Origin of the sequence: Lysinibacillus sp. NPDC093190, from assembly GCF_050280425.1 — a bacterium.
Taxonomy (GTDB): Bacteria; Bacillota; Bacilli; order Bacillales_A; family Planococcaceae; genus Lysinibacillus.
Genome location: NZ_JBNNVG010000001.1, coordinates 140,215 through 164,319 on the forward strand (window position 1 = coordinate 140,215; position 24,105 = coordinate 164,319).

Below are 24,105 nucleotides of genomic sequence, written 5' to 3' on the forward strand. Positions count from 1 at the left end.
TTTTATCACCCAACTTTTAATTTTTATCGACATCCACCTTCCAAAGAGCAAAAAAGGATTCATACACAAAACTGTGTGTGAATCCTTTTACTTTATTATGTCGCCTAGTCTCCACGCTCATCAACCAATTCATTTCAGACTGTAAACAAACTCGAAAAAAATATTGAGTCTGTTTACAGTCTTTTTATTCATTTACAGTAGAGGAGAAATGAGTCGCATAAGAGATTCAAGCATGCGTTTTTGAATACTTCGCTTTTGAAATGACTCCCATGTAATTTCTATGGATTCTTTAAAATCTTGTTCAAAATCATTTTTTATATCCAAAACCGTTTTAGATTCATATAGGATCGCAATGATTTCATAATTAAGCTCAAAACTACGAATATCCATATTTGCTGTACCAATTGATGCAACTTCTTCATCAACAAGGACAATTTTAGCGTGCATAAATGCATCTTTATAACGATAAATGGAGACACCTGCTTTTAGGAGTGGTGTAAAGTATGATTGGGATGCTTGATCACTAATGATACTATCACCTTTTCCGGGATATAAAATACGGACATCTACTCCGGAAAGTGCACTCAAACGTAATAATGTTAATGTTTCTTGATCGGGAATGAAGTATGGAGTGGCAATCCAAATTGACTTTTTTGCAGAGCCCATAATTTTCAATAAAGCATTCCGAATACTTGTATCATCTGAGCTAGGTCCACTTGCAACGATTTGTACGGCACCTTCTGCCTGATGAATTCCTTGACCTGGAAAGTAAGTTCTATCCATAAATTGATTCCAAGAATACGCATTTAAACTGCTAGTGGCATAAAGAAAATCTTCTAGGAAAATGGCCTGCAGTTTATATAATGCTTTTCCTTCTATTTTTAAATGACTATCACGCCAAATAGGAAACTTCTTCGAACGACCAAGATATTCATCCCCGACATTGAGTCCACCTGTAAAACCAATCGTCCCATCTACAATTACAATTTTACGATGGTTACGATAATTGACGGTTTCTAATAGCCAAGGTGAAAGAATAGAATCAAATTCAACTACCTCAATCCCTGCTTCTTTCATTGGTTGTAAGAAACGCCTACGTAATTTACTACTGCCAAGTCCATCGTAAAGAAAGCGTACGATCACACCAGACTTTGCTTTCTTTATTAAGGCATCTCGAATTGAAGTACCGATTTCATCTGAGCGATAAATATAGTATTGAATATGAATATGATGTGTAGCATTTTCAATCGCTTGTAGGATTTCAGTAAATGTTTCATCTCCGTTTGTTAAGAGTTTTGTTGCTGTATCATTAGCAACAGGACCACCGCCAAACTTTTGTATAACTTGGGTCAAATAGGTGGATCGTTCATTTAAAGGGGAAGAGGGTTCTAAATTAAAACTTCTTCCTGCTAAAATTTCACGGAATAACTTCCTTTTTTCTTCTGAACGATATAAATGTTTCTTTCTTCTCCAACGACTTCTTCCGAATAGTAAGTACAGAAGTACACCGATAACAGGGAGAATAGCTAATACTAAAAACCAAGCCAATGTACTTTGTGGGGAACGATTTTCAATAAAAATAACGAAGGAAATCCCTATAATTGTGATAGGCAATAGTATGCCGATTAAGGTATATAAGGAAATGACGGACTTATTTAAGACTATGAGCATAATTGCTGCAATTGTAAAAACAAATAGTAATTGAACAACGCGATTTTTCATATGTACATTTCACCTATTCTTTCTATAAGTCTTATAAGAGGAAGTTGTACTTTAACAGTTTTATGATAAATTGTTTTCTTTTTTTTTACAATAAAGACATTTCCGCATCAATGTATATTGTTACGTTTCTAGTAATGAGCAAATTAATATCGCTAATTGGAGATATTTACTAATTAATTTCTTCTATAGAAAATCAAGGTTCTTAAATACTTCCCATTAAATTAACTATTATTCTGTGTTAATAGCCTTTTATTTGAAGTTTTTAGAATATATTACCTGTATTGTTGCATATACTATTTAAAAAGCAAATTATTTTTTTCGAAAGAATAAAATGCAGAAGTACGTAAATGATTAGGGAAAAAGAAATAAAAAAGTTACTTTTTTAATATATCAAAATTGTTATTAAGTTTTTAACACTTTAAACGAGAAAACTATTTACTTAAAACAAATATATAGAAATTAAATATATTTATAAGAATAAGGATTTAAAGTTATGACCTGTTAAATAGAGATAATCTAGGCGTTTAAATATTATTTTAGTAATAAAAGTAAGATATTAATGATTTTTATATTTAAATAATAAAAATAGCAGAGTTTAGATAGAAGGTTGAAAAAAGGACAAACAATTAAGTAAAGAAAAAATTAAGTTTAGAAAATTATTTTGTAAAGATGTATGGAGAAATTTGTTTGCAGCTTTGTAATATTTAGAAAAATACACTTGATTTAATGTATTATTTCCAGATAAAATAATATCACAGTTAATTTTCAGATAATTCAATCAGTATTTCGGTTTTCTGGAAAAGTAAAAAAAAAATTAATTTGTTTATAAATGTAAATGGAGGTGTAAATGAATTTTTCAATAAAAAATATAATTCTGAAATAAATTTAAAAGGTAAGTATAATTATTTTTCAGAATATTGAATATAGGAGGGGGAGATTGTTTGAATACAGCAAATGACCTATTAACAATTAGAAATCTAACTACAAGTTTCCGCATTAAAGAAACTTACCACGCTGCTGTAGAGGATGTCTCACTTTCGCTTAAAAAGAATGAAGTATTAGCAATCGTTGGGGAATCGGGTTGTGGTAAAAGTACGTTAGCAACTAGTATTGTAGGCTTGTACAATACTGTAAATACAAAAGTTACAGGTGAAATCTTTTATAATAATCAAAATTTGACGCAACTAAATGACGAACAATTTAATAGTTTGCGAGGCAATCATATCGGTTTTATTTTCCAAGATCCCCTTTCAGCTCTTAATCCATTAATGCGGATTGGAGAACAAATTGCAGAGGGATTAATGTACCATACAAAGCTCACAAAGCAACAGCGCGAGAAGAGGGTACTAGAATTATTAAATCAAGTAGGTATCGCTAAACCAGAGCGTGTAGCAAGACAATTCCCACATCAATTGTCCGGAGGGATGAGACAGCGTGTTGTGATTGCCATTGCATTGTCGTGTAAACCTTCTATTTTAATTGCCGATGAACCGACAACAGCTTTAGATGTAACGATTCAAGCTCAAATACTTGACCTATTAAAAGCACTGCAGTCGGAAACAGAAACAGGTATTATTTTAATTACCCATGATTTAGGCGTTGTGGCGGAAATTGCTGACCGAGTTGCAGTGATGTATGCAGGTGAGGTAGTAGAAGAAGCACCTGTTCAAGAATTATTTACGAACGCTAAACATCCTTACACGCGTTCTTTATTGAATTCTATTCCACAAACACATAGTGAAAATGACAGACTTGAAGTTATTCAAGGTATGGTGCCATCGCTGATGAATTTACCTCGGGAAGGATGCCGATTTTCAGCGCGAATACCGTGGATTGATCCATCTGCACATGAAAGCAAAACACAATTACACGAAATTGCACCAGGACATTTTGTTAGATGTACCTGCTGGAAACACTTTCATTTTGAAGGTGAAGAAGGAGGCGGGACTGTATGAGCTTTATGCAAATTAGCGATTTAAACGTTCATTACCCAATTCGAGGAGGCTTTTTTAATACAGTAATCGATAAGGTATATGCGGTTGATGGAGTCACAATGGAGTTTGAAAAAGGAAAAACATACGGTTTAGTAGGAGAATCAGGTTCTGGAAAATCGACAACAGGGAAGGCTATTATTGGTCTGGAAAAGATTACCTCGGGTCAAATTTTCTATGAAGGTGAGAATGTTACAAACCAGCGCAGAAAACGTGATTCAGCATATAACAAAGATATTCAAATGATTTTTCAAGACTCCCATTCAAGTATGAACCCTAGAAAACGTGTATTAGACATTTTAGCAGAGCCTCTTCGAAATTTTATGAAGCTTAGTGATCAAGAGGAACGTAAGCGCATTAAAGAGTTACTAGCAATCGTAGGTATGTCTGAAGATGTATTGTTAAAGTATCCACATGAATTTTCAGGTGGTCAAAAGCAACGTCTTGGAATCGCGCGTGCTGTTGCTTGTAATCCCAAAATGATTATTGCTGATGAACCTGTATCTGCACTAGATTTATCTGTACAAGCTCAAGTGCTAAATTTTATGAAAGATATTCAGAGTGAATTTGGGCTCAGTTATTTATTTATTTCGCATGACCTAGGTGTCGTGAAGCATATGTGTGATCACATAGCTATCATGTACAAAGGACGCTTTGTTGAAACGGGTACTCGAAATGATATATACATGAATCCACAACATATTTATACAAAGCGCCTATTATCAGCTATTCCAAATATTGAGCCAGAAACACGTTTGGAGCGTAAAATAACACGTCAAGATGTCGAGGCCAATTATCAAAAAGAACAGCATAAATATTATGACGAGCATGGCAAAGTATACCCATTAAAATCCATCTCGGATACGCATAAAGTAGCGATGTCTGACATTGAACGGGAGGGTATATAAAATGTGGAAAACAATTGTTAGACGTGTATTAGTGATGATTCCTCAGCTTTTTGTATTAAGTCTTTTTATCTTTATATTGGCAAAACTAATGCCAGGAGATCCATTTACAGGGCTTATTACACCAGAGACAGACCCTGCAAGGCTTGAGGAGCTTCGTATACAAGCCGGTTTCTATGACCCTTGGTATGTTCAGTATTACCACTGGATTACAAACGCTTTTCAAGGTGATTTTGGACGAAGCTATACATATAAAATTGCAGTGTCCACACTTATTGGTGAGCGCGGATTAAATACATTTTGGCTTTCATTACTCAGTGCAATTTTTGTATATTTGATTGCGATTCCACTAGGGGTGTTGGCAGGTCGCTATCAAGATTCAATATTAGATAAATCTATCACCCTATATAGTTTTATCAGTTATGCCATACCAACTTTCGTATTATCACTAATTTTCGTTTTTATTTTTGGCTATAAACTCATGTGGTTCCCAACTAGCGGGACAGTTGATGTAGGGGCTGATCCAGGTACAATGGCATATTATTGGAGTAAAATCTATCATTTGCTACTACCTGCTATTACGTATGCTATTTTAGGTACAACCGCTATTATTCAATATTTACGCTCAGAAATAATAGATGCAAAAACACAGGATTATGTGAAAACAGCTCGAAGCAAAGGTATCCCAATGCGAAAAATCTACACTAGACATATTTTCCGTAATTCCTTACTACCAATCGCAGCTTTTTTAGGATTTACAATAACGGGTTTATTAGGTGGCTCTATTTTCATTGAAACAATTTTCGGTTTCCCTGGAATGGGTCAGTTGTTTATCCATTCGATTATGAGTCGAGATTATAGTGTTATTACGGCACTAGTTATGCTTTATGGCTTCTTAACATTATTAGGTAGTCTATTGTCTGATATTATTATGAGCATTGTTGATCCACGTATCCGCATAGACTAACTACTAAAATAATGTTTAAGGAGAGGTGATTTCAAATGGAACAACACAATAATGAAATAGTCAAATTTGATAGCTCTCCGCCGACGGGAATACAAGTCGTTTTACGAGAGTTTAAAAAAGATAAAGTAGCAATGCTGTCCTTTTTTGGGATAACTTTTCTTATCGTTGTAATTTTAGTTGCTGCAATGTTTTTAAATCAAGAAGAAATATTAAAGATTAAACTATTAGAGCGTTTCACTGAGCCAGGTGTAAATGGTTATAGACTTGGAGCAGATGAAGCAGGTCGTGATATGCTCGGTCAGTTAGTGATAGGGGCAAAGAATTCGATTTTAATTGCATTTGCCATTACGATCATTACTAGTGTTGCTGGGATAGCTCTTGGCATTATTATGGGTTATTACGGAGGATTTATTGATAATTTGTTTATGCGAATTATTGATTTCTTTATAACATTACCTACTCTAATGATTATTATTGTTTTTGTAACTATAATATCAAAATATGGTGTTCTTGAATTGATATTGATCATAAGTTTATTTCAATGGATGAGTACCGCGCGTTTAGTTCGGAGTAAAGCCCTATCGGAGGGACGAAGAGATTATGTGAGTGCATCTAAAACAATGGGGACTAGTGATCTCGCTATTATGTTTAAAGGAATTTTACCAAATTTAAGTTCTATTTTAATAGTTGAAGTAACTTTGAACTTTGCTGGTAATGTTGGTATCGAGACAGGGTTGTCCTTCTTAGGCTTTGGTTTACCACCATCAACTCCGAGTTTGGGAACTCTTGTAAACTATGCAACAAATCCGTTAGTACTATCAACAAAATGGTGGGTATGGTTGCCCGCATCAATATTAATTTTAATCTTGATGCTTGGTATAAATTATGTCGGTCAAGCACTTCGTCGTGCAGCTGACGCAAAACAAAGAATTGGATAAAGGGGAGGATTTACTATGAAAAAAAATTGGTTATTACTATCAGTTATTTTGGCAGTGATGTTTGTATTAGCAGCCTGCAATAATGATGGTAAAGATGCAGCAAAAACGGATGATGGTAACAAAGATAAACCGAAACAAACAGAAGATACTAAAGTGGATACAAATACGCTTCCTATGGAAGTTACAAATGAAGGGGATGTTATTAAAGGCGGTACTTTAAAGGTAGGTCTTGTAACAGATTCGCCTTTCAAAGGTGTTTTCTCTTGGGAATTGTATGACGATAACTACGATTCAGAAATAATGAAATATGCAACAAATGTTCTTTTTGAAATGGATGGAGATTTCCAGGTTAAAGATACAGGTATTGCAAAATTAGAAGTCGATAAGGACAATAAGAAAGCAAAGATTACCATTCAGGGGGACGTAAAGTGGTCTGATGGTACACCATTAACGGCTGACGACTTAATCTATCCATATGAAATTATTGGTCATCCAGATTACGACGGAGTACGCTATGATGACGACTTCCAAAATATCGTTGGTGTACAAGAATATCATGATGGAAAAGAAAAGACAATTTCTGGTATTAAAAAAATTGACGAAAAATCAATTGAAATTTCGTTGAAGAAAGTGTCGCCAGCTATTTATTCACTTGGTGATGGATTATGGGGTTATGCAGCACCGAAGCATCAACTAGAATCAATTCCTGTTAAAGATGCCTTAATTGCTTCAGATGCAGTTCGTAAAAATCCTGTAACACTTGGGCCATTTAAATTTGACAAGATTAAAAATGGAGAGTCTGTTCAGCTTGTAGCAAATGAATACTACTATAAAGGTAAACCAAAGGTAGATAAAGTGGTTATCGAAGTTGTCCCTTCAAGTTCAATCGGTGAAGCTTTGAAAACGGGAAAATATGATATCGCAACTTCGTTCCCAACAAATCAATATGATAGTTTGAAAGGACTTTCAAATGTAGCGATTCTAGGTCGTCCTGAGTTAGCATATTCTTATTTAGGGTTTAAAGTAGGGAAATATGATAAAGCAAATCGTAAAAACATTTTTAATGAGAAATCAAAAATGAATGATGTAAATTTACGTCAAGCGATTGGCTTTGCAATGGATATTGAATCTGTTGGAGAAAGATTCTATCAAGGTCTACGTGTAAGAGCAAACTCATTAATTCCACCAGTGTTTGCATCTTACTATGATAGTACGTTAGAGGGTTATCACTATGATCCTGAAAAGGCTAAGGAATTACTAGATAAAGCTGGCTATAAAGATGTAGATGGTGACGGATTCCGTGAAGATAAAGACGGCAAGAAATTCTCTATTCGTTTAGCAGCAATGGCTGGTTCAGATACAGATGAAGCGATTGTTGAGTACTATCGTCAAAACTGGAAAGAAGTTGGATTAAATGTTGAACTGACTACTGGTCGTTTAATTGAATTCAATAGCTTCTACGATAAAGTAAAAGCCGATGACCCAGAAATCGATATGTTTATGGCTGCATGGGGAACAGGTACAAATCCATCTCCAGCAGGTTTATATAGTGAGGGTGCAGAATTTAACATGAGCCGTTTCGTTTCTGCGGATTTAACAAAAATGTTAGAAGATATTGATTCTGATAAAGCCTTAGAAGATATGGATTCGGATAAACCTAAGGAAGAAAAATACCGTTCAAAAGCATTCCGTACATGGCAAGAATATATGAGCGAAACAGCAACGACAATACCAACGATGTTCCGTACGGAAATCATTCCAGTAAACAAACGTGTGAAAAATTACAATGTTGATTACGCAACTGAAACAGAGCTTCAAACTATTGAATTAACAGCAGATGCTCCATTAAAATAAGCTAATTACTGAAAAAACAGTCTTTCTTCACATATGGGAAAGACTGTTTTTCATAACTGATTAGTTATAAGCCCATTCATTACGAAGGGTAGGGGATGATATTTGTTAAAGCATGTGCAATGTATTTAGGTTGTTTGGAGTGGAAACTGGATACTCCTTGAGGATTATCACGATTACCTTGTAGCGAGCAGAGAAAAGGTATTATATCGTGTGATAATGCCTTCTTGACCAATGCTCCAAGTTTCTCATCGGAATCCTAGAAAAGCACTCAGTCGGAACGAAATCAACTCTACGTTATTTGTGATAAGCTTTTTTTCATACAAAAAATCCACCCATTGGAAAAACCAATGGATGGATTTATAAATTATTATCGATTAGCAATCCAAGTTTTCACAAGATCTGCAGTACCATAAACGTAATGCTGATCACCAACTTCATGGTATGTTGCGCTATCGTCAACCTCTGTATGCTTGTACGGAATACGTTGACGGCGTTTTTCTGACATTGGGTCAGGAAGTGGAATTGCCGATAATAATGATTTTGTATACGGATGAACAGGGTGATTGTAAATATCATCTGCTTTACCGATTTCCATGATTTTACCACGGTACATAACAGCGATACGGTCACTGATATACTTAACCATTGATAAGTCATGGGCAATGAAAAGATATGTTAAGCCACGTTCTTTTTGCAGTTCTTTTAATAAGTTAACAACTTGTGCTTGAATCGATACGTCAAGTGCAGAAATTGGTTCATCGGCGATAATAAACTTAGGATCTAAGCTTAGCGCACGAGCGATCCCAATACGTTGACGTTGACCACCGGAGAATTCGTGTGCATAACGGTTTGCGTGCTCTTTGTTTAAACCAACAGCCTCTAGTAGTTGATTAACTTTTTCACGACGCTCTTTTTTATCCTTGTAAAGACCGTGAATATTAAGGCCTTCACTAATGATTTCTCCAGCTGTCATACGAGGGTTTAATGAAGCGTATGGATCTTGGAAAATCATTTGCATTTGACGATTAAATTTCTTTAATTCATTTTTAGATTTCTGCCCATGGACGTTCTCACCATCGAAAATAATTTCACCATCTGTAATGTCGTACAGGCGAATAATGGAACGACCCGTTGTTGATTTACCACAGCCTGATTCTCCTACAAGACCGAGTGTTTCACCTTCGTATACATCGAAGCTAATACCGTCGACAGCTTTAATAGGGTTACTTGGTGAACCGAAATGCTGCTTTAAATTTTTAATTTCAAGAACTTTTTTTGCGCCTGTTTTAGTCATTTGATTGTGCCTCCTTTGCTAAATATCCTTCAATACGTTTAGCAACCGCATCTGGAAGCGGAATTTTTGGTGCATCAGGATGCATCAACCAAGTTTTGGCAAAGTGTGTTTCACTTACTTGGAACATCGGTGGCTCTTGCTCATAGTCAATAGCCATTGCGAATTCATTACGAGCAGCAAACGCATCGCCCTTTGGAGGGTTCGTAAGATCTGGTGGTGAACCAGGAATCGTGCGTAATAGCTCATCAGTATCGTTATCTAAGTCTGGCATTGAACCAAGCAGACCCCATGTATAAGGATGCTTAGGATTATAGAAAATATCATTAACAGTACCATATTCAACGATTTGACCTGCATACATAACTGCAACACGGTCGGCAACGTTTGCAACGACACCTAAATCGTGGGTAATGAAAATGATAGATGTTTTCGAAGTTTTTTGGATTTCTTTCATTAGCTCTAAAATTTGCGCTTGAATTGTAACGTCTAATGCTGTTGTTGGTTCATCGGCAATTAGAAGCTTAGGATCAGCTGCAAGTGCGATGGCAATAACAACACGTTGACGCATACCGCCTGAAAATTCATGCGGGTATTGGCTATAACGTTTTTCAGGGAAGGGGATACCTACCTGCGTTAAAAGTTCGATTGCACGTTTTTTAGCATCAGCTTTTGATACTTTTTTATGTTTTAAAATAACTTCAGTTATTTGACGTCCGACCTTCATAGTCGGGTTTAAGCTTGTCATTGGATCTTGGAAAATCATTGCAATTTCATTTCCACGTACTTTTGACATTTCTTTATCGCTTAAAGGAACTAAATCGCGACCGTTAAATAAAATTTGTCCCGACTCATAAATACCAGGTGGCTGTGGAATTAGTTTCATTAATGCGTTACTCGTAACACTCTTACCAGAACCTGATTCACCAACGATTGCGAGTGTTTCACCTTCTTTTAAGTCAAAGTTTACACCACGAACGGCATGAACAAGACCTGCATAAGTTTTAAAGTTTATTTTTAAATCTTTTACTTCTAAAATTGTTTTACTCATTTTCGGCCACCTCCTTATTTACGTAGTTTTGGATCTAATGCATCACGTAAGCCATCACCAACTGCGTTAAACGCAAAGATTGTTAGTGAAATGAATAATGCAGGGAATATTAAACGCCAAGGAGCATTTGCAATCGCGCCATTTCCTTCAGAAGCCATTGTTCCCCAAGAGGCTTGTGGAGCAGGAACCCCAAGACCTAGATAACTAAGGAAAGATTCTGTAAAAATAGCAGATGGCACTGTTAATGTCATTGTTACTAAAATCGCACCAAGTGCATTTGGCACTAAATGTTTTAGTATTAAATGTCCTGTTCTTGCACCTAAAGTACGAGCCGCTAAAACATACTCTTGATTTTTAATAGATAATACTTCACCACGTACAATACGGGCCATATTGATCCAACCTGTAATGGATAATGCGATAATCATTGGTATAATACCTTGTTCTAATACTACTAAAAGTACGATTACAACTAAAAGGTAAGGAACAGCTGTTAAAACATCGGCAATACGCATCATAATATTGTCAACACGACCGCCTGCTAAACCAGAAATACTTCCCCATAATACGCCAATGATCAAGTCAATAATGGCAGCAGCAAACCCGATGAACAAAGAAATACGAGCGCCGGCCCATACTCGAACGAAAATATCTCGACCTAAATCATCTGTACCAAACCAAAATTCTGATGATGGTGGGGCATTAAAAGCACCTAATTGATCACTATAGTGGTATTGTGAAAACATCGGCACAAATGTAGCCATTAAAACAATAACTATTAAAGCGATTAAACCGAAAATCGCCATTTTATTATGGGAAAAACGAATAAATACTTCCTTCCAAAAGGAGACAGATTTATCTGCTAATTTTTCAGTGGCTTCGTGATTTCCGCCAACAATTTTAAACTTATCTTTTTCGATTTGTTGCTGTGACATTACTTTTTCGCTCCTTTCAGTCTAATTCGCGGATCGATCACGCTGTATAAAATATCTACGACGAATACCGCAAATAAAAGAATGATTGAGTAGAACACGGTTGTCCCCATGATAACTGTATAATCACGGTTCGTAATACTTTGCACAAAGTGTTTACCTAATCCAGGAATCGCAAAAATTTGCTCTACAATGAAGCTACCTGTAACAACAGCAGCAGTTAATGGACCTAAATAAGTAACGACTGGTAAAAGGGCATTACGTAAAGTATGGCGGAAGACAACTGTCCATTTGCCTATACCTTTTGCACGAGCCATTTTTACATAATCACTATTATTTTGTTCAAGCATACTTGAACGTGTCAATTTAGCAATAAAGCCCATATGCGTTAATGCAATAGCGAAGGCTGGCAATATACTATAACTAAAGCCTTGCCATCCACTAATCGGGAATAACTGAAGTTTATATGCAAGGAAATACTGCATGAGTCCAGCTAATATAAAGGATGGAACGGAAATTCCAAGCACCGCAAAGGTCGTTGCCAAATAATCTGGGAACTTATTATGATAAAGCGCTGCAATTACACCGATTAATACACCAAACCCAATTGCTAGCAGCATCGCTTCAATTCCTAAGGTTAAAGATACAGGGAAGCCTTCTGCAATCATATCATTAGTAGAACGCGCTTTATATTTCATAGATTCACCGAAATTAAAAGTGGCCGCATCGATTAAATAATCTTTGTACTGAATATACCAAGGGTTATTTAATCCATACGTTTCGTTTAACTTTTCCTCTATTTGAGGAGGGAAATTACGTTCAGATGCAAATGGGTTACCAGGAGCAAGACGCAATAGGAAAAACGTAGCCGTTACGATGACGAAAAGCGCGAGAAGTATATACATCAGCCTTTTCAAAATATATTTAATCACATAAAACTCCTCCTTCTATTTATCAATTATCTGACAAATAAGTGCCTTCGTATTTTAAAAAGAGCTGACTCGCGCCGTAGTGGCTACGAGGCAGCTCTCCGCTTAGAGCTTAAAAAGAAATTGTTACCAAATTATTTAATCTGCAATCTTTACATCTTTAAGGTGAATATCACCTGTTGGATTTGGCTCTAAGTTTTCAATACCTTTTTTAACTACTGATAAATTAGTGTAGTAGTAAATAGGTGCAACTGGTAATTCTGTCATAGCCACTGCTTCTGCTTGTTTTAAATAATCAAGACGTTTAGCTTCGTCTACCTCAGCTACAGCTTTGTTCAATAAATCTTTGTATTGAGCATTTTCCCAACCTGTTTGGTTGTTACCGTTTTTAGCCGTATCGAACATTTCAAGGAATGTATAGGCATCTTTATAGTCAGCTACCCAGCCCATACGACCTACTTGATAGTCACCAGTTCTTAATTTTTCTAAATAAACTTGCCATTCAGAATTATCTAATTTAGATGAAATGCCAAGTTTTTTGCTCCATTCTTCTTGAATGTACTGAGCGATTGCTGCATGTCCTTCAGAAGTGTTAAATGAAATGTTAACTTTAATATCTTTAGGATCTTTAATACCAAGTTCTTTCATCCCAGCTTCAAGAGCAGCTTTTGCTCCATCAACATCATTATCTTTCATGTAACCACGGTCATTTTCAAATCCAGGAATTACTACCGGAACCATACCTGTAGCCGGTTTTTGTTCACCTTTAGTTACGTTGTCAATTAATGTTTGACGATCGATTGCTAGAGTAAGAGCTTTACGGATATTTGCATTTTTCATAATTTTATCTTTTGTATTGAATTTATACCAATAGATACTTGCTTCATCCTTGATTTTTAAAGAACCATCTTTTTTGAATTCATCAATTGCATTAAGATCTACTGTTTGGAATGGTTTACCGATATAGTCAAGCTCTTTGCCTTTAAACTTAGTAGCAACAGTAGCTTCTTTTTCAACCATAGCAATATTTACAGTATCAACATCAACATTTGATGCATCCCAATAATCTGCATTTTTCTTAAGAACGATAGAATCGTTATGTTTCCAGTCGCTTAATTTATAAGGACCATTCGTTACGAAATTTTCACCTGCGTCTGCGAACCATTCTTTATTGGCCTCAGTCACTTTTTGGTTAACTGGTAAATAAGTTTTGAATCCTGTTAATTCTAGGAAATACGGAGTTGGATTTTCTAAAGTTACGACTAAAGTTTTGTCATCTTCAGCTTTGATACCAACGGCATCAACAGAACCCCCGCCTTCGTTGTATGCTTGAGCCCCTTTAATTGGGAAGAAAATAGAAGCATACTCGGAAAGATTTTCTGGATTTAATGCCCATTTCCAAGCATATTCGAAGTCGCCAGCTACAACTGGATCACCATTTGACCATTTTGCATCATCACGTAAATTGAAAGTATAAGTCTTTTTATCATCACTGATCTTCCAATCCTTGGCCATACCTGGAGTAGCCTCACCGTTAGCGTCTGAAACAGTTAGACCTTCAAAAACGTTAATTAAGATTGCACTAGATGTAGTATCTGTTGCAAGTTGTGGGTGTAAAGATGGTGGTTCTGAAGTAATTGCTAATTTAAGTTCTTTAGCTTTTGAACCAGAATCTTTGCCGTCTGAAGATGAAGAATTATCAGACTTATCACCACCGAAGCCACATGCAGCTAGTACTAATGAAAAGACTGCAAGGACAGTTAATAATAAAAACTTTTTGTTTTTAATCATGTGAATCCCCCTTATACAATTTATAAGCCTTTTTTGAAGCTCTTATTTAATATACCAAAAAAATCATTTGCACAAAATAAAAAAGATTCAAATTTATATAGTATTATCTGACATTTAAGAAGATAATAATTTTTTTCTATTTATCACATTAAAGAATGAAAGCACTTTCATAGTAATAATTTGATGTTTTTTTGTTCTGGATATCAAAAATAAAATAAAAATAAAAAAATGACTTATTATACCGAAAATTCATATTCTTTAGATAATATTATTGTTATTTTAAAAATGAGTCTAAAGTCACATATGTGATGCTATAAGATATTTGTATAGATTTGTAGAAAATCATTGTAAAACTGAGTGATTTAGATTCTGAGTCATATATTTTTTGTAATTTATAATCTCAAAGAATGAATATTTTTATCTATTATTGATATATAAGAAACTCGTTTTGTATTTATCTAAGATTAACTAGTATAAGAGAGAAAAAAGAAGAATTAGAGTGAAATATGCTTTCCTTAAAGAAAAAATGCACGGTATTTTAGTAAAATATGTTTTTTTGAAATAATTTACACATTACTTGAATATACAGCAATGTATAAAAAAACAGTGCATTGAATCAATTATATGTATGAAGGATTAGGAATATAGCAAATGGAAAAACATACCTGATTTTAGGTGTTTCTATGATGTTGTTTTTTGGAGAAATTCATTTGTCTCACTTAGGAGGAAAGCTTCTACATAAAGTTACTAAAATATTGTGTGAGTAGAACTTAATGAGTAGAAAATTACTTAAGTTCTTCATATGGTCGATTTTACCATATTTTAATTACTAAGTGGTAGTTTTCTAAAAATAAAGCTCATCACCAAAACGTTCAACTGTACGATTATCGTTATTCGCCAATGCAGTTGTAGTCACTTCGCTTTGGTGAAGTTGTTGAGTTGCTTCAGCTATACGCCTGTACACCTATTGCTGTTCCTGCGGGGCTTTACGCGCAAGCTCATCCCGCAGGAGTCGCCACTCTCCGTGAAAAATCAACAGCTCCTCATCATTCGTATAAGTAGACAAGCTGATCCAAAAAAGTATTATGATTAAAATACTAAAAGGTCCAGCCTATAGGGTATGTTTGATTATTTTTCATCAAGGTAAGCCTTACCATAGAGAAGACAAGACGTTTCGACGATCCTCATAAAATGCTGAATGTCGGAGTTTTACGATCAAATCGTTATACAAATTTATGCAATTCAAAAGTTTGTCTACAGTCTGAGAGGCTGGGACATAAGTGTATATTTTCAAAGCACAATTAAAAAAATTCGCATCAGAAAAGCGCGAGAAATCAACATTTTTAAAATTGATTTCTCGCGCTTTTTAAGATTTCGACCAATTATTTTCTAGCTTTAATCTTTAAGACTGTTTTTTTAATTGTAAAATGACAGCTTCATCTGGATCGATGTATACAGTCTTTTGTTCAAAGTAAATCACAAAACCAGGTTTAGCGCCATTTGGCTTTTTTACCTGACGTATTTCTGTGTAATCTACTGGAACAGAGGAAGAGTCTCTTGCTTTTGAAAAATAGGCAGCAAGTGTTGCAGCTTCTCGTAATGTTGTTTCGTCAGGTTCACTTGTATGGATGACAACATGTGAGCCTGGGATATCCTTCGTATGCAGCCAGATATCTGTGCGTTTAGCTAGTTTAAATGTAAGCATGTCATTTTGTTTGTTATTTTTCCCAACAGAGATCGCTACACCTGTAGAAGAAACATAACGTTCAGGTTCAGGCTTCGCTTGTTTTTTCTTTTTTCGTGCATGACGTAATTTTAAATAACCTTGTTCTGCTAATTCTTCGCGAATTTCTTCTATATCTCCAGGAGCAGCTTGTTGTACCTGCTGAGCAAGCATTTCGAAATAGGCTATTTCTTCCTTCGTTTTTTCTAACTGTTCTTGAACCATAATAAGGGCATTTTTTGCTTTTGTGTATTTTGTGTAATAGCCTTGAGCATTTTCAACAGGTGTTTTACGTTCACTCACTGGAATGGTGATTTCTTCATCTCCAGTTTCACTATAATAGTTAGTGACAGTTACTTCCTTTACACCTTTTTCAAACGCGTAAATATTCGCCATCAGTAATTCTCCATATAATTGGAACTGATCTAGCTTAGATGCGCGTTCGTAGTCTTTATTTAACTTTTTAGTTTTTAAGATAAGCTTGTCAATTTCATTTTGTAGCCATCGCTCCAAATCACCTGCCTGCTGTTTAACACGATCACGCTCAGCTCGAGCAAAGAATACGCGGTCAAGTAACTCATGTACATTTGGATAAATCGTTACATCACCTTGTAAATGTGTTAGAGCGATTGGTGAGAAGTACGTTTTATTATTTGCGAGTACATACATCGGCTTTGTTCCACCATTATTAAAGGAAGCTATAAAATTTTTAAAGCAATTTACACGATCATCTGTGTCTGTTAATCGGAATAATAATTCCTCAGCATGTATAGGTGAGAAACCAATAAATTGTGAAACTACTTCCTTAGCCGTTTTGGGTTCAGAGAAAAACAGTGTAAGCTGTTCGTCGGTCACTGCTAGAGGGTGCCATTTATTCTGTGCGGGCGGTGCGATATAAGGCTGCCCAGGTAAAACTGTACGAAAACTATTTACGGAAGGTGGTAAATGCTTTAAGCTGTCGACTATTTTTCCCTGTTCCTTATCTATTAACAACAGGTTACTGTGACGGCCCATAATTTCAGTATGTAACTCCCTTACAATAGGGTCGCCAATCTCATTTTTACTTTCAATTTCTACTATTATAATGCGATCAAAATCGTGCTGTTTAATAGAAGAAATAAAACCACCCTCTATATGCTTTCTCAACAGCATACAAAACATAGGGGGTTCTGCTGGATTGTCAATAGATTGCTCAGTGAGGTGAACACGTGCGTAAGAAGGATGAATCGAAAAAAGTAATTTTTGATTGCTTCCGTTCGCACGGATATGTAGAACAACCTCCTGAGCGTTTGGTTGATGTATTTTAGTGATTCGACCTGTTACTAATTGTTGTAGGTCGGCTGTCATTGAGTAAGTAAATAAGCCATCAAATGCCATATGAATTCCTCTTTCCAAAGATATAAGCATCTTGGTACTTTCCTATTTATTATTTTAATAGTGTAGCAAGCTTTTCCGCCAGAGTGTGTGGTTGATTTCCGTTCCGGCTGGGCGCTTTGTTGCTGACGCTTCGCTTTCGCACAGATAAAACATTTGTTGCTGACGCTTCGCTTTCGCACAGATAAAACATTTGTTGCTGACGCTTCGCTTTCGCGCAGAGCAGAGCTTCCTGGAGCGTCCGATGAGCCGCTTCACTCGCGCTGCTCGCTCCAGAGTCTCATCTGTGACGCTGATCCCCGAGAAGTCGCCCAGCCTCCACTCCAATCAACTTATTTGCATGACATACGTTTTAGCAAAATGTCATCCCTAAATTCCGATGATGGATCAATTTGTTAGATTTGCTGCCGCTACGCTTTCGCGCAAAAAACATCTGCAGGCCAAAGCACAAAGCCGTTTCCGGACGCAATTATGTCGAGGCATAATTGATCAGGTGTATTGATTAACCACTTTTATCTTCTCAAATTATTTAGAGTGCAACTGAATTAATTTGAGAAGAAATGTTGATTAGAAAACATTGTTTTGAGCAATTAAAGGGTTTTTTGTTGATATTTTGCTTATAAGTGCCCATTTTTAGCAGATTGTAGTGAAGGGCTACTTGACTCCCGCGGGAAAGCGAGACAGACGAGACCCTGCACGAAGCGGCTCGACGCTCGCCCGCAGGAAAGCAAGTAGCCCGTAACGGAAATCGGCTTCCCCAGATGAGTCGCCTGTTCTTCACTTTAATCAACTTCTAGACATGGCATACATTTTAACAAATGTCATCTCTATGCTTTGCTAATGAGTTTTTTCTTATGTTTATCATAGCATTTTTTAGGTGAATATTAAAATATAGCTTCAATTGTGGTAGAATTAGCTTTTGCTCTATGTAATTTTTTACGTCAAAAACGACAGAGCTTATGTTATAATAATCCCAGTATGCAAAGAAAGGTGTGACGAACCTTGGTGCGTAGTATGACTGGTTTTGGCAGAGGTGTCACAACAACAAGAGACTTTCAATTAACCGTAGAAATGCGCTCGGTCAACCATCGATTTTTAGAAATTAATGCAAAATTCCCGAAAGAATGGCTTGAAGCAGAAATTTTTGCAAAGAAATTAATTTCGCAAGCTTTGTCACGTGGCAAAATTGATGTGATGGTTTATGTTAAGGATTTAGATAACGTCGAGCAATCTATTGAAATTAATTGGTCATTAATTGAAGCGTATCGTAAGGCAAAAGAGCAATTAGCAAGTAAAGTACCACTAGAAGAAAAATGGACGATGCAAGAGCTGCTATCGCTTGAACAAGCGCTTGTACAGGAAAAGCCACAGCTTACACCTGAGGATTTACTCGGTGCTGTTGAAAAGGCTATTACGCAAGCACTTGAACAGCTGATTCAAATGCGTGAGCGTGAAGGGCAAGAATTGCATGATGTTGTTGTACAATATAAAGAACAGTTAATAGAACAAGTGAACCACATTCGTTCATGCGCCTCTCTTGCTGTTGAAAAATATCGTACACGATTATTGGAACGAATTACTGAAGTAGCGGATGGAGCGTTGTTAGAAGATCGACTACTTGCTGAAGTAGCGATATTTGCAGAACGTGTGGACATCACCGAAGAATTGGACAGATTAGATAGTCACTTTAATCAACTGAAAGAAACATTACAAGAAACGATTTCGGTTGGCCGTAAATTAGACTTTTTAATGCAGGAAATACACCGCGAGATCAATACGATTGGTTCAAAAAATCAATCAACAGAGGCGGCCATTGTGGTAGTTCAGGCGAAAACTATTTTAGAAAAGATGCGCGAGCAAGTTCAAAATATCGAATAGCTTGCATGTATCTGTTATAAATTAAGGGAGATAAAGAGAATAAATGATAAAAGAACGTGGATTATTAATTGTTCTGTCTGGCCCATCTGGTGTAGGTAAAGGGACAGTGCGAAAAGAATTATTTTCTCAGCCGAATACGAATTATGAGTATTCCATCTCGATGACAACACGAAATCCTCGCGAAGGTGAAGTAGATGGTGTAGACTATTTTTTCAAGACACGTGAAGAATTTGAAGCGTTGATTGAACAGGGTGGCTTATTGGAGCATGCTGAATTTGTAGGAAATTATTACGGAACACCGTTAGCCTATGTAAATGAAACACTTGATGCGGGACGTGATGTGTTTTTAGAAATCGAAGTGCAAGGTGCTGCACAAATCCGCGAAAAGGCACCAGATGCATTATTTATTTTCTTAGCCCCACCAAGCTTAACGGAATTAAAAGACCGTTTAGTTGGTCGAGGGACGGAAACAGCAGAGGTTATTGCAAAGCGAATTGCAACTGCAAGTGAAGAGCTCGAAATGATGAGCCTTTATGATTATGTAGTTGAAAATGATGAAGTGACAAATGCCTGTGATCGTATAAATGCGATTATTAAAGCCGAGCATTGTCGTAGAGAACGTGTTGAAAAAAGATATTTGTCAATGTTGAGAGGAGAATAAACCTATGTTATACCCATCAGTAGATGCATTAAAAAAAGAAATCGATTCAAAATACTCTTTAGTAAGTCTAGCATCTAAACGTGCTCGTCAAATGCAAGAGGAACAAGACACTGAACGCTTACACAAGTACGTTTCCTATAAATACGTAGGGAAAGCACTTGAAGAAGTAGCGGCAGGTGTACTTACGAAGGTATCACAGGATGAGTCAACTGTGTACGAAGACGAAATCTAACATTGGTGTAAATAAGCTTTTGCTAAATTAATGTTAAAGTTTGCAGTGGATTTTTGATTATACAGAATGCCGAAAGCTCCCGAGGAATTTTCCTTTGGGAGCTTATCATTTGAAAGGACGATTGTGCATGAATAAAAATATTTTACTTTGTGTTTCAGGTGGTATAGCGGTTTATAAGGCTGTCGCTCTAGTTAGCAAGCTATCTCAGGCAGGGGCAAATGTAAAGGTTATCATGACAGCATCAGCAAGACAGTTTGTGAATCCGCTGAGCTTTCAAGTTATGTCCAAAAATGATGTTTTTTTCGATACTTTTGATGAAAAGGATTCGAGTGTTATTGCCCATATTGATTTGGCGGATTGGGCAGATTTAATTTTAGTTGCACCAGCTACCGCAAATGTCATAGGGAAACTGGCTAATGGAATTGCAGACGATATGGTAACGACGACCTTGCTAGCAACAACTGCCCCTGTATGGCTTGCACCAGCGATGAATGTACATATGTATGACCATCCAGCGGTAAAACGAAATTTGGCTCAATTACAATCTGATGGCTATCAATTTATTGAGCCTTCAGAAGGCTTTTTGGCATGTGGTTATGTTGGTAAAGGTCGTTTAGAGGAGCCAGAAAAAATAACGGCGATCGTGCAAGAATTTTTTTCGGAGAAGGTTAAGCCATTAGCTGGTAAAACAGTAGTGGTTACAGCTGGAGCTTTCTATGTACCATTGGACGAGCACCATGTTATTAGTACACAGTCGAACAGTAAAATTGGTCAGGCAATAGCAAAAGAGGCAAAAACACTGGGGGCAAATGTAATCCTAATAGATGAGAAAGAAACAAGCGTGTATAAACTCTTTGAACAGCTTGAGGATTATAAAAAACAATATCCATCTGCATTTTTTATCCATGCAGCAAATACGCCTATAATTGAAGGGGCACCGATACTGTCCGTAGAAGGAATGACCGCAATAACCTTTGGACAAAAAGTTATTGGTGAACCAATGTTAACAATTATGTCTGACACGTGGATTGATTTTAGTGACACGGCAGAAGTAAATGGTCAATTGTGGGATACGACAAATGCCACGCAGTTTGCGCAAGCATTTTGGACATATGTATTACAGGGTGAGAAGCAATGAGTTTGTTGATTGCAGAGGTAATAGTGGATGTTTCAACATACCATGTAGATCGTCCGTTTGACTATGAAGTACCTACAGAATGGGCACATATTATAGAGATGGGCAGTCGTGTAAAAGTACCGTTTGGGCCGAGAAATGTTCTAGGCTTTGTGGTCGGATTAAAAAATGAAACAGATGTACCATCTAATAAATTAAAGTCTATTGCGCAAATTTTAGATATAGAGCCAGTATTAACCGAAGAAATGCTGTTAATGGCAAAGTGGCTGAAAAACGAAACGATTTGTTATGAAATTGATGCCTTACAGGTCATGCTCCCATCAGCGCTTCGAGCGAAGTATGAAAAAATCATAACGCTACTAGAGGAGAAAAGCGCTTTGCCAGATGAGGCTCAAGCTATTTTTGGTAAGCGACAACAGGCTAATTTCAAAGAATTCGAACGTGCAGAATTACTTCCTTTATTAAAACAGCTTATCACTAATAAAATTGTAAAAATTGAAAATGTTGTGAAGCAGCAAGGGAATGTGAAAGAAATACGGATGGTCAAAATTTCAGATCATCAGCAAGATATCGATAAGGCAATGGAAGGTGCAGCGAGAGCAGCCAAGCAGCGCCAACTGATTGAATGGATGGGTAGACACCGTGGAGAGATCCTTTTGCCACAGGAAATTTATGAGGAAACAGGCACATCTACCGCGGTATTACAGTCAGTTATTGAAAAAGGAGCCGCTCATTTTATACAAGAAGAGGTGTATCGAGATCCCTTTACGAAGGAGGTTTCCCGTACGCAATCTTTACAATTGACGGAAGAGCAGCACATAGCACTTAAGGCTATTAATGGGTCGATGGAAGAACAGACTGCGAAAACTTTTTTACTACACGGCGTCACGGGAAGTGGTAAAACTGAAATATATTTGCAAGCGATACAAAAGGTGTTAGATGAAGGTAAGGAAGCCATTATGCTAGTGCCTGAAATATCATTAACACCACAAATGACAGAGCGTTTTCGTAGTCGTTTTGGTGAGCTTGTTGCTGTCATGCATAGTGGCTTATCTGTCGGTGAAAAGTATGATGAATGGCGTAAAATTCAGCAAGGAAAGGTAAGCGTTGTTGTTGGGGCTCGTTCTGCGATTTTCGCACCTTTTACAAATTTAGGTCTCATTATTCTAGATGAAGAGCATGAATCAACATACAAGCAAGAGGATTCACCGCGTTATCATGCTAGAGATGTAGCGATTTGGCGAAGTGAATTTTACAAATGTCCAGTTATATTAGGTAGTGCAACGCCTGCACTTGAATCATTTGCGAGAGCAAAGAAGGGCGTATATAGTTTGCTATCATTAAAGCAACGTGCTTTGCATCAACCGTTACCAACTGTTTTTATTGCCGATATGCGAGAAGAACTTCAAAAAGGGAATCGTTCTATGTTTTCGGAGCAACTTATTGATGCTATACGTGAAAGGCTTGAGAAAAAAGAGCAGATGGTGCTGTTTTTAAATCGTCGTGGCTATTCTTCTTTTGTGCTTTGTCGTGATTGTGGAACGGTTGTACAATGTCCGAACTGTGATATCTCGTTAACGTATCATCGAACAACAGAGAAATTAAAATGTCATTATTGTGGTTATGAGGAGCGTGTTCCTCAAATATGTCCACAATGCCAGAGTGAGCATATTCGTTATTTTGGTACGGGGACACAAAAAGTCGAGGAAGAAATTTATAAGCTATTTCCTGAGGCGAGGGTTCTCCGAATGGATGTTGATACTACAAAGCACAAAGGTGCACATGAAGAAATTTTACAGGCATTTGGGGAAGGACAGGCAGATATTTTGCTAGGGACGCAAATGATTGCTAAAGGTCTTGATTTTCCTAATATTACGCTTGTTGGTGTACTTAGTGCTGATACATCTCTCCATCTACCCGATTACCGTGCAGCGGAGCGTACATTTCAATTATTAACGCAGGTTAGTGGTAGGGCTGGACGTCATGAAAAGCATGGTGAGGTTATTATTCAATCGTATACGCCAGAACATTATGCAATTGAATTGGCCAAAATACAAGATTACGAGCCATTTTACGAACGTGAAATGTTTTTACGCCGCCGCTCTAGCTATCCACCGTATTATTATGTAGCACTTGTTCAAATATCCCATGAGGATGTCATGATGGCGGCAGAGTATGCTGGACGTGCAGCGGATTGGCTAAAGGAAAACTTATCAAACCGAGTAGCAATTATTGGACCAACAACTGCAAGTATTAGTCGTCTCCAAAATAGATATCGCTATCAATGTTTGATAAAATATAAAATTGAACCTAATCTCATTCCTGTATTACAGCGCCTTCTAGCGATGTATCGAGCGGAATGGATTAAACAAGGGATATTAATGACGGTAGATTTAGATCCGTCAACTATATAAAACGCTCCATCACCAGATTAGACATGACATTTTGTTGAAATTTATGCCATACGAATAAGTTGATTGGAGTGGAGGCCGGGTGACCCCTCGGGGATTAGCATCACAGATGAGGCCATGCAGCGAAGCGTCAGCAATAATGTTTTCTGTGCGAAAGCGTAGCGACAGCAACAACAAAGCGCCCAGTTGCAACTGAAATCAAGACCAAGTTTAAATGATGAGCTATTCAAGTGGAATTTCTAATAGACTTTGTCCTATCACTGAAAGTTTGGGATGACATTTTGCTAAAAAGTATGCAATGTATATAAGTTGATTGGAGT

General features: G+C 36.8%; 17 protein-coding genes. 10 read left to right on the forward strand and 7 right to left on the reverse strand.

What is annotated here, in order from left to right; genetic code table 11:
• Positions 1–192: 192 nt before the first annotated feature.
• Positions 193–1,722: a cardiolipin synthase gene (locus ACQKOF_RS00685; protein ID WP_427552710.1), complete on the reverse strand. Its 1,530-nt coding sequence runs from the start codon at positions 1,720–1,722 to the stop codon at positions 193–195.
• Positions 1,723–2,663: 941 nt separating this feature from the next.
• Here ACQKOF_RS00685 and ACQKOF_RS00690 point away from each other — a divergent pair.
• From ACQKOF_RS00690 to ACQKOF_RS00710, 5 genes are read left to right on the forward strand one after another with little or no spacing between them, the layout of a single operon-like run.
• Positions 2,664–3,677 carry an ABC transporter ATP-binding protein gene (locus ACQKOF_RS00690; RefSeq protein ID WP_427552712.1) on the forward strand — a complete coding sequence of 338 codons (1,014 nt, stop codon included), beginning with the start codon at positions 2,664–2,666 and terminating at the stop codon, positions 3,675–3,677.
• Positions 3,674–4,621, forward strand: coding sequence for an ATP-binding cassette domain-containing protein (locus tag ACQKOF_RS00695; protein ID WP_427552714.1), 948 nt, complete (start codon positions 3,674–3,676; stop codon positions 4,619–4,621). The genes ACQKOF_RS00690 and ACQKOF_RS00695 overlap by 4 nt, the downstream gene beginning before the upstream one ends.
• 1 nt (position 4,622) lies before the next feature.
• Entirely contained in the window at positions 4,623–5,585 is a 963-nt protein-coding gene (opp4B, locus tag ACQKOF_RS00700) for an oligopeptide ABC transporter permease (RefSeq protein WP_427552716.1), read from the forward strand.
• Between the two features lie 35 nt (positions 5,586–5,620).
• Positions 5,621–6,523 (forward strand): ABC transporter permease, encoded by a 903-nt coding sequence (locus tag ACQKOF_RS00705; protein ID WP_427552718.1) that lies wholly within the window; start codon positions 5,621–5,623, stop codon positions 6,521–6,523.
• A gap of 15 nt (positions 6,524–6,538) precedes the next feature.
• Positions 6,539–8,377, forward strand: coding sequence for an oligopeptide ABC transporter substrate-binding protein (locus ACQKOF_RS00710; protein WP_427552721.1), 1,839 nt, complete (start codon positions 6,539–6,541; stop codon positions 8,375–8,377).
• A 367-nt stretch (positions 8,378–8,744) separates the two neighbouring features.
• Here ACQKOF_RS00710 and ACQKOF_RS00715 read toward each other — a convergent pair whose 3' ends face one another.
• The 6 genes from ACQKOF_RS00715 to ACQKOF_RS00740 form a co-directional block, all read right to left on the reverse strand.
• Positions 8,745–9,671 carry an ABC transporter ATP-binding protein gene (locus ACQKOF_RS00715; RefSeq protein ID WP_427552723.1) on the reverse strand — a complete coding sequence of 309 codons (927 nt, stop codon included), beginning with the start codon at positions 9,669–9,671 and terminating at the stop codon, positions 8,745–8,747.
• On the reverse strand, positions 9,664–10,719 hold the full coding sequence (locus ACQKOF_RS00720; protein ID WP_427552725.1) for an ABC transporter ATP-binding protein: 1,056 nt from the start codon (positions 10,717–10,719) through the stop codon (positions 9,664–9,666). The genes ACQKOF_RS00715 and ACQKOF_RS00720 overlap by 8 nt, the downstream gene beginning before the upstream one ends.
• Positions 10,720–10,733: 14 nt before the next feature.
• Positions 10,734–11,654 carry an ABC transporter permease gene (locus tag ACQKOF_RS00725; protein ID WP_427552727.1) on the reverse strand — a complete coding sequence of 307 codons (921 nt, stop codon included), beginning with the start codon at positions 11,652–11,654 and terminating at the stop codon, positions 10,734–10,736.
• A complete protein-coding gene (locus ACQKOF_RS00730; protein WP_427552729.1) occupies positions 11,654–12,583 on the reverse strand; it encodes an ABC transporter permease in 930 nt (309 codons plus the stop codon). Before ACQKOF_RS00730 ends, ACQKOF_RS00725 begins: the two co-directional genes overlap by 1 nt.
• Before the next feature lie 135 nt (positions 12,584–12,718).
• Positions 12,719–14,371, reverse strand: a complete 1,653-nt coding sequence (locus tag ACQKOF_RS00735) for a peptide ABC transporter substrate-binding protein (RefSeq protein WP_427552731.1) — start codon at positions 14,369–14,371, stop codon at positions 12,719–12,721.
• Between the two features lie 1,402 nt (positions 14,372–15,773).
• The gene (locus ACQKOF_RS00740) at positions 15,774–17,471 is read right to left on the reverse strand and encodes an Rqc2 family fibronectin-binding protein (RefSeq protein WP_427552733.1); all 1,698 of its coding nucleotides are present in this window, start codon (positions 17,469–17,471) and stop codon (positions 15,774–15,776) included.
• A 999-nt stretch (positions 17,472–18,470) separates the two neighbouring features.
• On the opposite strand from ACQKOF_RS00740, the gene ACQKOF_RS00745 reads away from it, so the two are divergent.
• The 5 genes from ACQKOF_RS00745 to priA all read left to right on the forward strand — a co-directional run bounded on the left by ACQKOF_RS00745 (position 18,471) and on the right by priA (position 23,788).
• Positions 18,471–19,346 carry a YicC/YloC family endoribonuclease gene (locus ACQKOF_RS00745; protein WP_427552735.1) on the forward strand — a complete coding sequence of 292 codons (876 nt, stop codon included), beginning with the start codon at positions 18,471–18,473 and terminating at the stop codon, positions 19,344–19,346.
• 43 nt (positions 19,347–19,389) lie between these two features.
• On the forward strand, positions 19,390–20,007 hold the full coding sequence (gene gmk, locus ACQKOF_RS00750; protein WP_370042915.1) for a guanylate kinase: 618 nt from the start codon (positions 19,390–19,392) through the stop codon (positions 20,005–20,007).
• 4 nt (positions 20,008–20,011) lie between these two features.
• Entirely contained in the window at positions 20,012–20,239 is a 228-nt protein-coding gene (gene rpoZ / locus ACQKOF_RS00755) for a DNA-directed RNA polymerase subunit omega (protein ID WP_370042914.1), read from the forward strand.
• Between the two features lie 127 nt (positions 20,240–20,366).
• Entirely contained in the window at positions 20,367–21,377 is a 1,011-nt protein-coding gene (gene coaBC / locus ACQKOF_RS00760) for a bifunctional phosphopantothenoylcysteine decarboxylase/phosphopantothenate--cysteine ligase CoaBC (RefSeq protein ID WP_427552738.1), read from the forward strand.
• Positions 21,374–23,788, forward strand: a complete 2,415-nt coding sequence (priA, locus tag ACQKOF_RS00765) for a primosomal protein N' (protein ID WP_427552740.1) — start codon at positions 21,374–21,376, stop codon at positions 23,786–23,788. The genes coaBC and priA overlap by 4 nt, the downstream gene beginning before the upstream one ends.
• Positions 23,789–24,105: the final 317 nt, after the last annotated feature.